Source organism: Corallococcus sp. AB038B, assembly GCF_003668955.1.
In the GTDB taxonomy this organism is placed as follows: domain Bacteria; phylum Myxococcota; class Myxococcia; order Myxococcales; family Myxococcaceae; genus Corallococcus; species Corallococcus exiguus.
In genome coordinates this window covers 1-10,477 of sequence record NZ_RAWO01000031.1, presented here as the reverse complement: position 1 = coordinate 10,477, position 10,477 = coordinate 1, and the positions used below count along the sequence as shown (strand labels likewise).

At 70.0% G+C, this 10,477-nt stretch carries 4 protein-coding genes; 3 read left to right on the top strand and 1 reads right to left on the bottom strand.

The genetic code is table 11. From position 1 onward, the window contains the following. Nucleotides 1-544: hypothetical protein (locus D7Y04_RS42315; protein WP_233601844.1), on the top strand; the 544-nt coding region annotated here is incomplete at its 5' end. Between the two features lie 12 nt (nucleotides 545-556). Here D7Y04_RS42315 and D7Y04_RS42310 read toward each other — a convergent pair. After that, nucleotides 557-1,720 carry a hypothetical protein gene (locus D7Y04_RS42310; RefSeq protein WP_120599746.1) on the bottom strand — a complete coding sequence of 388 codons (1,164 nt, stop codon included), beginning with the start codon at nucleotides 1,718-1,720 and terminating at the stop codon, nucleotides 557-559. Nucleotides 1,721-1,898: 178 nt separating this feature from the next. Here D7Y04_RS42310 and D7Y04_RS42305 point away from each other — a divergent pair, with 178 nt between their 5' ends. Next, nucleotides 1,899-2,732 (top strand): mechanosensitive ion channel family protein, encoded by an 834-nt coding sequence (locus D7Y04_RS42305; protein ID WP_120599747.1) that lies wholly within the window; start codon nucleotides 1,899-1,901, stop codon nucleotides 2,730-2,732. A gap of 364 nt (nucleotides 2,733-3,096) precedes the next feature. Beyond that, nucleotides 3,097-10,477, top strand: a 7,381-nt coding sequence (locus tag D7Y04_RS42300) for a non-ribosomal peptide synthetase (RefSeq protein ID WP_121763042.1), incomplete at its 3' end; no start/stop codon positions are given.

The window sequence follows — 10,477 nt, the reverse complement described above, 5'->3', positions numbered from 1 at the left end:
CCCGACCATGCCCACCCCGCCCAAGCCCGCCCCTCCCCCTGCCCCGCCTGCCTCCAAGCCGAGCGCCCCGGCCGCGGCGTCGTGCTCGGCGAGCCGGCTGAGCCCCGTCCCCAAGCCCACCGTGAAGCCCCTGCCTCCGGCCGTGGCGTCCATGCGCGAGCGCATCATCAAGGCCGCCGTGGCGTGCGACTACGCGGGCCTCCAGAAGCTGGGGGATGAGAAGGGCCCGAGCGTGCGCTTCTCCTACGACCCCGACCAGGACATGGCCACCACCTGGCGCATCCAGGAGGAGTGGAAGGACAGCCCGCAGCCGGTGCTGGCGCGGCTGGTCCACGTCCTCAACCTCCCCTTCTACCAGGAGGGCAATCTGTACTGGTGGCCCACCGCCTTCCGTGAAGGCGCCACCGACGCGGACTTCGCCCTGCTCAAGGGCATCTATCCGGACGAGATGATCACCGACATGCGCAAGGAGAAGAGCTACATCGGCATGCGCGTGGGCATCTCCTCGGACGGCGACTGGCAGGCCGCCATCCAGGGCGACTGAATCACCCCCAAGTCAGTCGCCGGTGACGAAGCGCGCGACGGCCTCCTGGACCTCCTCGTCACCCATCATCCCCACGTGGTCCGCCTGCGTCTCCAGCCGGTCCACGTGGAGCGGCCCGGGCGGCATGGCCCGCGCCGTCAGGACCGAACCATCTCCGTCCGCGAGAACCGGATCCTCGAACGTGGGCTTCCCGTCGATGATCCGGAACGACTTGATCAACGGATGCCCCACGCCCACCACCGCCAGCGTGCGGAAGGGCGGCGGTGGTTCATCGTGCTCGGAGAGTGAGCGCGCCAGCTGCGAGCGCGCCTCCAGCATGCGCTCCAGCCACTGGCGATACGCGGGCGACTCCCGCACCGCCGCGTCCTGGAACACGCCCCACCCGCCGTCGACCCACGCGTCCGGGCGGTAGGCATCGAACGTCACCGGCTGGCCGCTCGCGTCCACGAAGAAGTCGCTCTCCATGGGCAGGAGCTGGAACGCGGACGCGAAGGTGAAGAGCGCCTCCGGTGACAGCAGCGACCGGTTGCGCCCCACCGGCGTGCCCAGGGTGAAATCGTCGAACATGCCCGGAGCGCCCCGGAACGGCGTGCCCAGGAACACCACGCGCTTCACGTGCCGCGCGCCCGCCCACGTGGGCTCGCCCGTGTCGTCACCGGTGCCGTAGCGCAGGCAGTGCAGCGTGATCAGCCCGCCCATGCTGTGCGCCACCAGGTTCACCTTCACCTGGCCGCCCCGCGCCTCCGCGAGCGAATCCAGCAGCGCGCACAGCCGCTTCGCCGTCACGCGGTTGTCCTGCCGCCAGTCGTAGTCGAAGACGACGAAGCCCGGCAGCCGCTCGCGCCCGAACTCCAGGAAGCGCTTGTAGACGTCGTAGCGAGCCACCCACGGCAGCACCGTGAAGCGCGTCACCGGTCCGTCCGCCTCGAGCGGCCCGAAGCCCGGCGTCGCCCGCTGGCCGGGAAACGGCAGCGCCAGCGACCGCTCACCGCGAGTCAGCACGTCGCCCACGGACACCCAGGCCCGCTCGTGCTCACCGTCCGCCGTCGCGAGGAACGACCCGCGGTACCCGGGGACGAAGACCGTCACCTCCTCGCCCGTGGGCGGAGGCACCGCGACGCGGGAGGCCGTACAGGCGCTCAGGAACAGCGAGACCGCGACCGGGAAAAGGCGCATGCGCCGCAACCTCAGCCTCGCGCTCCCTCCACGCAAGGCCCAGCCATCACGACCCCGGGCGGGTCATGACTGCCCTCGTGGAAAAATATGGATTCAAGGCAACCCGACTTGCATGCCCCGGCCAGTCCCGTGCAAAAGGCACGTCGCACACCCGGTCCGGGTCAAGGGAGTTCGAGCCATGGATGAAATCGTCGTTCAATTGAAGTCACTTGCCCTGACCGAAGCGCTCCCGATGCTGCTCAAGGTCATTGGGGCGCTGTTCGTCTGGTTCATCGGGCGGACGGTCATCGCCGGCTTCCGCAAGGTGCTGGACATGGGCCTGCAGCGGCGGCAGCTGGACGCCACGCTGATCCGCTACGTCGGTTCGCTGTTCACCGGCACGCTCACGATAATGCTGATCGTCGGCATCCTGGGGTTGATGGGCGTGGAGACCACGTCCTTCGCCGCGTTGATCGCCGCCGCGGGTATCGCCATTGGCGCGGCGTGGTCCGGGCTGCTGGCCAACTTCGCCGCGGGCATCTTCCTGCTGGTGCTGCGCCCCTTCCGCGTGGGCGAGGAGATTGAAGCCGGCGGCGTCGTGGGCATCGTCCAGGAGATCGGCCTGTTCGTCACCACGCTCGACACGTCGGACAACGTGCGGATCGCCGTGGGCAACAACCAGATGTTCAGCGACAACATCATCAATTACAGCCACCACCCGTACCGCAAGATGACGATCAAGGTGCCGCTGATGCACGGCGTGGACGTGCGGGTGCTTCAGCAGGCCCTGGTGGAGCGCATGACCTCGGTGAAGGGCGTCCAGGAGAAGCCCGTGCCGCAGGTGGAGGTCGCGGAGTTCACGTTCCAGGGCCCCATCCTGGCGGTGTGCATCTTCTGCAAGCCCACCGAGTACAACGACACGCAGGCCAACGTGGGCGATGCCATCGCGGAGATCCTCCTGGCCGCGAACTACTCCGTGCCCACGGCGGCCCTGCTGACCGCGCCGCCTCCGCCGCTGGCGAAGGCGGGCTGAAAACGCAGTCGGTGACGGGTGGCGAGCAGGCCGGCGTCCGGCCTGCTCCCCCTCCTGGCGGGAGGACGACCCCGCGCGCAGGTTCCCCTCTGAGCGACACCGTGAGTCCTTCCGGTGATGAGTTCGGGGATCCCGCCTCTTCCCATAAATACGTGAATTCATTCGCACTTCCGGCTGGGCGCCCCCATGACAGCTCGGCTGCCCACAGAATAGTGTGGCCAGTGCGGATTTGACCCACCCTCCGCTTCTCGCGAGAGAGCGGCGCACGGCGTCATCCCGGAATCAGCAGCAGGTCTTACTTCTCGCGAACGCCACCGCCCCGGGTGGCGCCCGCGATGGCGTCCCCGAGCGCGGAGTACATGAGATGAGCCAGGATCTGTCGAAGCGGATCGCGAACCTCTCACCGGAGAAGCGCGCCGAGCTGCTCAGGAAGATGGCCGCGCAGAAGGCCGTCGCCGGCAACTCCGTCCAAGGCCTCATCCCAGCACAGGACCGCACGCGCCCGCTGCCCCTGTCCTTCGCCCAGCAGCGCCTGTGGTTCATTGATCAGCTGCAGCCCGGCACGTCCCTCTACAACGTGCCCATGGCGGTGCGCCTGGAGGGCGCGCTCGACGTGGCCGCGCTGGAGCGCGCGCTGCGCGAAGTGGTGCGCCGTCACGAAGTGCTGCGCACGACCTTCCGCGAGGACGAATCCGGCCCCGTGCAGGTGGTGTCTCCGGAGCCGGCGCTCGCGCTGGAGCATCACGACTTCACCGGCTCGCCACCGGAAGCAGCGTGGCGCCTGGCGCGTGAAGCCGCGGCCCGGCCCTTTGACCTCGCGAAGGGCCCGCTGCTGCGCGCGCTGCTGCTGACGTCCGCGCCCAAGGAGCACCTGCTCGTGGTGGTGGTGCACCACATCGTCTCCGACGGTTGGTCCATGACGCTGCTGGTGCGCGAGGTGGCGCTCCACTACGGAGCCTTCGCGCGAGGACAGGCCCTGTCCCTGCCTCCGCTGGGTGTGCAGTACGCGGACTTCGGCGTCTGGCAGCGCGAGTGGATGCAGGGCCCCCGGCTGGAGAAGCAACTCGATTACTGGAAGCGGCAGCTGGCCGGAGTGCCCTCCGCGCTGGAGCTCCCCACGGACCTGCCCCGCCCCGCGGCCCGCAGTGGCCGGGGTGCACGGCATGAGTTCCTGCTGTCGCGCGAGCTGACGGAGGCGCTCAAGGCGCTGGCGCAACAGGAGGGCGCCTCGCTCTTCATGGTGCTGCTGACGGGCTGGCAGGTGCTGCTGTCGCGCTATGCGGGGCAGGAGGACGTGACGGTGGGCTCGCCGGTGGCGGGCCGCACGCGCGGCGAGGTGGAGGGCCTCATCGGGCTGTTCGTCAACACGGTGGTGATGCGCACGCAGGTGGAGCCCTCCGCGTCCTTCCGCGCGCTGCTGCACCAGGTGCGGGAGACGGTCCTCGCGGCCCATGAGCACCAGGAGTTCCCCTTCGAGCGGCTGGTGGAGGAGCTGCGTCCGGAGCGCACCCAGGGGCGCACGCCGTTCTTCCAGGTGATGCTCACGCTCCAGGCCTCCTTCCGCGGCGCGGCGTCCGTGGAGGGCGTGAAGCTGGAGGCGATGGAGCTGGACACGCTCACGTCGAAGTTCGACCTGATGCTCCAGGTGCTGGAGACGGAAGCGGGCCTCAAGGGCTTCCTCGAATACGACACCGACCTCTTCACCGCGCCCACCCTGGCGCGCATGGCGGAGCACCTGCGCGTGCTGCTGGAGGGCGCCGTCCGCCGCCCCCACGAGGCCGTCTCCCGCCTGCCGCTGCTCACCGACGCCGAGCGCCACGAGGTGCTCCTCGCCTGGCAGCCGCCCCGCCCTGCCCCGCTGCCGTGGAGCACGCAGCACGGCGCCTTCGAAGCCCAGGTGGACCTCACGCCGGACGCGGTCGCCGTCACGTTCGGGGACCAGTCGCTCACGTACGCGCAGCTGGAGGAACGGGCCTCGCGGCTGGCGCGACACCTGCGCCGGCTGGGCGTGGGCACGGAAGTGCGGGTGGGCCTGTGCGTGGAGCGTTCGCTCGACATGCTGGTGGCGGTGCTCGCCGTGCTGAAGGCCGGGGGCACCTACGTGCCGCTGGATCCGGCGTTCCCCCCGGACCGCCTGGCGTACATGGTGGAGACGAGCGGGATGCCGGTGCTGGTGTCGCAGCGCGCGCTGGCGTCCATCCTGCCGCCGCATTCGGCGCGCGTGGTGTCGTTGGACGGGGACGCGGAGGCCATCGCGGCGGAGGACGGCGCACCGCTGCGCGACGCGGTGCCACCGGAGGCCGTGGCGTACGTGCTCTTCACCTCCGGAAGCACCGGGCGTCCCAAGGGCGTGCAGGTGCCTCACGGCACGGTGGCGCGCTTCCTGGCGGCGTTGCGGGAGGCGACGGGCATGTCCTCGAAGGACGTGCTGGTGGCCGTCACCACGCTGTCGTTCGACATCGCGGTGCTGGAGCTGTTCCTGCCGTTGTCGGTGGGCGGGCAGGTCGTCATCGCGTCGCGGGACATCGCCGTGGACGGTTCTCGGCTGGCGGGGCTGCTGCGGCAGTGCGGGGCGACGGTGCTCCAGGCCACGCCCAGCACCTGGCGGCTGCTCCTGGAGACGGACTGGAAGGGCCCGGAGCTGACGGCCCTCACCGGCGGCGAGGCCCTGCCGCGAGAGCTGGCCGAGTCGCTGCTCCAGCGCTGCCGCGTGTTGTGGAACGTGTACGGCCCCACGGAGACGACGGTGTGGTCCACCGCGCACGAGGTGGCGTCGGGCACGGGCAGCGTGCCGATTGGCCGGCCCATCTCCGGCACGCAGGTGTACGTGCTGGACAGCGGGTTGAACCCGGTGCCGCGCGGCGTGCCGGGTGAGTTGTTCATCGGCGGCGAGGGCGTCACCCGGGGCTACCTCCACCGGCCGGACCAGACGGCGGAGCGCTTCATCCCAGACGCGTACGGCGGCGTACCGGGCCTGCGCGTGTACCGCACGGGCGACCGCGTGCGGTGGGCCGCCCACGGCGTGCTGGAGTACCTCAACCGCGTCGACAACCAGGTGAAGCTGCGCGGCTACCGCATCGAGCTGGGAGAGATTGAAGCGGTGCTGAGCCAGGCCCCGGGCGTGCGCGACGCCGCCGTGGTGGTGCGCGGCAACGGGGCCGACGCGCGCCTCGTGGGCTACGTGGTGGCGCGTCCCGGACAGACGCTGGAGTCCCAGGCGCTGCGCGCGCTCATGAAGGAGCGGCTGCCCGAGTACATGGTGCCGTCCGCGCTGGTCGTGATGGACGCGATGCCCCTGACGCCCAACGGCAAGGTGGACCGCAAGGCACTGCCCGCGCCGGACGTGTCCACGGAAGCAGCGCGAGAGTTCGTCGCGCCGCGCACGCCGATGGAGGCCCAGGTCGCGGAGCTCTACGCGTCGCTCCTCCAGGTGCCGCGGGTGGGTGCCACCGACAGCTTCTTCGAGCTGGGAGGGCACTCGCTGCTGGCCACGCGGCTGACGTCGCGGTTGCGCACGGCGTACCAGGTGGACCTGCCCCTGCAGGCGCTGTTCGAGTCCCCCACCGTGGCGGAGCTGGCGGTGCGCATCGCGGCCTCAGCGAAGGATGCGCGCTTCGCCGGTCCGCCGCCGGTGGTGCCGGTGCCGCGCACTCGGAACCTGCCCACGTCCTTCGCGCAGCAGCGCATCTGGGTGATGGAGCAGTTCGATCCAGGCTCGGCCGCGTACAACATGCCGTTCTCGCTGCGGCTGACCGGGGCGCTGAACCTGGAGGCCCTGCGCCTGGCGCTGGAGCTGGTGGTGCACCGACACGAAGCGCTGCGCACCACCTTCCAGCCGACCGAGGACGTGCCCGTGCAGGTCATCGCGCCGCCCGAGCCGCTGGTGCTGCCGGTGGTGGACCTGCGGGCCCTGTCTCCGGAGCAGCGCGAGGCGGAGGTGCTGCGCCGCACGGAGGCCGAGGTGCGCCACCCCTTCAACCTGGAGTCGGGGCCGCTGCTGCGCGCGTCGGTGCTGGTGCTGGATGTTCACGAGCACTTGGTGCTGCTGACCATCCACCACGCCGTGTTCGACGGCTGGTCCATGAGCGTCCTCATGCGGGAGCTGTCGGAGGCCTACCGTGCCTTCGTCGCGGGGGCGAAGCCCGTGTTGCCGGTGCTGCCCTTCCAGTACGCGGACTTCGCGGTGTGGCAGCGCCAGTGGCTGTCGGGCGCGGAGCTGGAAAGGCAGATCGCCTGGTGGCGCCGCGAGATTGACGGAATGCCATCCGTGCTGGAGCTGCCCACGGACCGTCCCCGAGGTCCCCGAGGGGCGCATCCTGGCGCCCTGTTGCCGGTCGCCTTCCCCCTGGAGTTGTCGCGCGCCGTGGAAGCGCTCTGCACGCGCGAGGGCCTCACGCCCTTCATGTTCCTGCTCGCCGCGCTCCAGGTGTTGATTGGCCGTTACTCCGGCCAGGACGACGTGAGCGTGGGGTCCTCCGTGGCGGGCCGCAACGACGCGGAGCTGGAGGGGCTGCTCGGGTACTTCATCAACACGCTCGTGCTCCGCACCCGGATGGGCGGCGAACCCACGGTGCGGGAGCTGCTGAGCCGGGTGCGCACCACCACGCTGGGGGTGCTCGCGAACCAGAACCTGCCGTTCGAACAGCTCCAGCCGATGCGCGACCTGCGCGGGTCGCCGTTGTTCAACGTGCTGTTCCTCATGCAGAACATCCCGGAGGTGGACCTCTCGCTCGCGGGCGTGAAGGTGCAGGTCGAGGAGCGCATGGGCGCCTCCGCGAAGTTCGACCTCACGCTGTCCCTGTCGAGGACCGAGAAGGGCTTCACGGGAGAGTTGGAATACGACACCGACCTCTTCGACAGGTCGACCGTCGTGCGGATGATGCGGCACCTGCGGCTGCTCATGGAGGGCTTCGTCGCGCATCCGGACCGCCGCCTGTCGTCGGTGCAGTTGCTCGCGGGGGAGGAGCGCCAGCAGGTGCTGGTGGAGTGGAATGCGACGCGGGCGCCGTTCCCCGAAGCGTGCATGCACTCGCTCTTCGAGGAGCAGGTGCGTCGCGCGCCGGAGGCACTGGCTGCTGTGTTCGAGGGGACGCAGCTGACGTACGCGCAGCTGGATGCGCGCGCCAATCAGCTCGCCCATGCCCTTCGCCGTCGTGGCGTGGGACCGGAAGTTCGCGTCGCGCTCAGCGTCGAGCGCTCCCTCGATATCGCCATTGGTCTGCTGGGCATCCTGAAGGCCGGTGGTGCCTGGGTGCCGGTGGATCCGCTTCTGCCCCGTGAGCGTCTGTCCTTCATGCTGGAGGACAGCGCGGCCCAGGTGCTCGTCACCCAGCACGCGCTGGTGGACCGCTTCCCCGAAGCACTGCATGCGCGCGCGCTCTGCTTGGACACCGAGCGCGGTGCTCTCGCCGCTGAACCGACGGATGCGCCCGTGACGGGCGTGACGCCCGCGAACATGGCGTACCTGCTCTACACCTCGGGCAGCACGGGTACTCCCAAGGGCACGGCGGTGGAGCACCGCAGCGTCGCCAACCTCGTCACCCACGAGGCAGTGGCCTACGGCATTGGGCCCGGCAGCCGCGTGTTGCAGTTCGCCAGCCTCAGCTTCGACCTGTCCGTGGAGGAGATTTTCACCACACTCTGCAACGGCGCCACGCTGGTGCTCGCACCGCTGGAGAAGCTGATGCCGGGCGCGCCGCTGCCCGTGCTGCTGCGTGAGCAGGAGTTGAGTGTCGTCAGCCTTACCCCCGCGGCACTGGCGGCCACGTCGTCCGAGGGACTGCCCAAGGTGCGCACCGTCATCTCCGGCGGCGAAGCTCTGCCCGCGGATGTCGTCGCGCGTTGGGCCCCGGGACGGCGCCTGCTCAACACCTACGGCCCCACCGAAGCCACCGTCATCGCCACCTTCGGTGAGGCGGTGGCGGATGGAGAAGTGCCGTCCATCGGCAAGCCGCTGGCGAACGTGCACGTCTATGTCCTGGACCCGCACGGCCAGCCCGTGCCCGTGGGCGTGCGCGGTGAGTTGCACATCGGTGGCGTCGGCGTCGCGCGCGGGTACGCGGGAAGGACTGGCCTCACCGCAGAGCGCTTCGTGCCTGACGCATTCTCCGGTGAAGAAGGGGCTCGCCTCTACCGCACGGGCGACGTGGTGCGCTGGCGCGCGGATGGCCAGTTGGACTTCGTCGGCCGCATCGACGCCCAGGTGAAGGTGCGAGGCTTCCGCATCGAGTTGGGTGAAGTCGAGAACGCCCTGCGCGCAGCCCCCGCTGTGAAGGATGCCGTCGTGCTCGCCCGCGAGGATGATCCAGGCGACAAGCGGCTGGTGGCCTATGTCGTCGGCGACGCCCTCGACGTCACGGCCCTCCGTGCGCACCTCAAGCAGAGGCTGCCTGAGTACATGGTGCCCGCCGCCTTCGTCCCTCTGGACGCGCTGCCGCTGACGTCCAACGGCAAGGTGGACCGCAAGGCGCTTCCCGCCCCGGACGCGGGTGTGCTCCGGGCTTCGCACGTCTATGAAGCCCCGGCGACTCCGCTGGAGGAGAAGCTCGCGACCCTCTGGAGCGAAGTGCTTCGTGTGCCCTCTGTCGGCCGCACGGACAACTTTTTCGAGCTGGGTGGCCACTCGCTGCTCGCCACGCAGTTGGTGGCCCGCGTGCGTGCCGCGTTCGACGTGGAGCTGCCCCTCCGAGCCCTCTTCGAAGCCCCCACCATCGCGACACTCGCGGAGAAGTTGCAGCGCGTCTCTACCGGTACGCGCCTGCCTCCCCTCACGCGTGTTCGCACCGAAGGGCCCCAGCCGCTCTCCTTCGCGCAGCAGCGCCTCTGGTTCCTCGATCAGCTGGCGCCGGATGACGCGTCCTACAATCTCCCCGTCGCGCTGCGCCTCCTGGGCCGCCTGGACGTCGAGGCCCTGCGCCGCGCCTTCGAGGCGCTGGTGGCGCGGCACGAAGCCCTGCGCACCACCTTCTTTGAAGAAGAGGGCCAGCCCTTCCAGCGCATCCATGCCCCGGCTTCCTGGGCGCTCCCCGTGCAGGACCTCTCTTCCCTGGAGGAGTCCGCTCGCGAAGCGGAGACGCTGCGGCTTGCCACGCTGGAAGCCCGGCAGCCCTTCCATCTCGTCCATGGGCCGCTGCTGCGCACCGCCCTCCTGCGATTGGCTGAAGAGACGCACGTCCTCCTCGTGACGATGCACCACATCGTCTCCGACGGCTGGTCCATGGGCGTCCTCGTGAAGGAGTTGGCCACGAGCTACGCCGCCTTCTCCGCGGGCCGTGAGCAGTCGCTCGCACCGATGCCGGTGCAGTACGCGGACTTCGCCCTCTGGCAGCGCCAGTGGCTCCAGGGCGAGACGCTGGATGCGCAGCTCGGCTACTGGAAGCGCCAGTTGACGGGTGCCCCTGCCGCACTGGAGCTGCCCACGGACCGTCCTCGTCCGGCCGTGCAGTCACGGCGCGGTGCCACGGTGCCCGTGCACTTCCCTTCGCAGCTGACCGACTCGCTGCGCAGCCTCGCCCAGCGTGAAGGCGCCACGCCCTTCATGCTGCTGCTCTCCGCCTTCCAGCTGCTGCTGTCGCGCTACTCCGGCCAGGACGACGTCAGCGTCGGCTCTCCCATCGCCGGCCGCACCCACTCCGAGGCCGAGGGCCTCATCGGCTTCTTCGTCAACACGCTGGTGTTGCGCGCCCACGTGCGCCCGGAGGACTCCTTCCGCCAGCTGCTGGCCCAGGTGAAGGCAACCACGCTCG

Coding starts and splice junctions, on each gene's coding strand:
- D7Y04_RS42310 (WP_120599746.1), bottom strand. CDS start 1,720: ATGCGCCTTTTCCCGGTCGCGGTCTCGCTGTTCCTGAGCGCCTGTACG.
- D7Y04_RS42305 (WP_120599747.1), top strand. CDS start 1,899: ATGGATGAAATCGTCGTTCAATTGAAGTCACTTGCCCTGACCGAAGCG.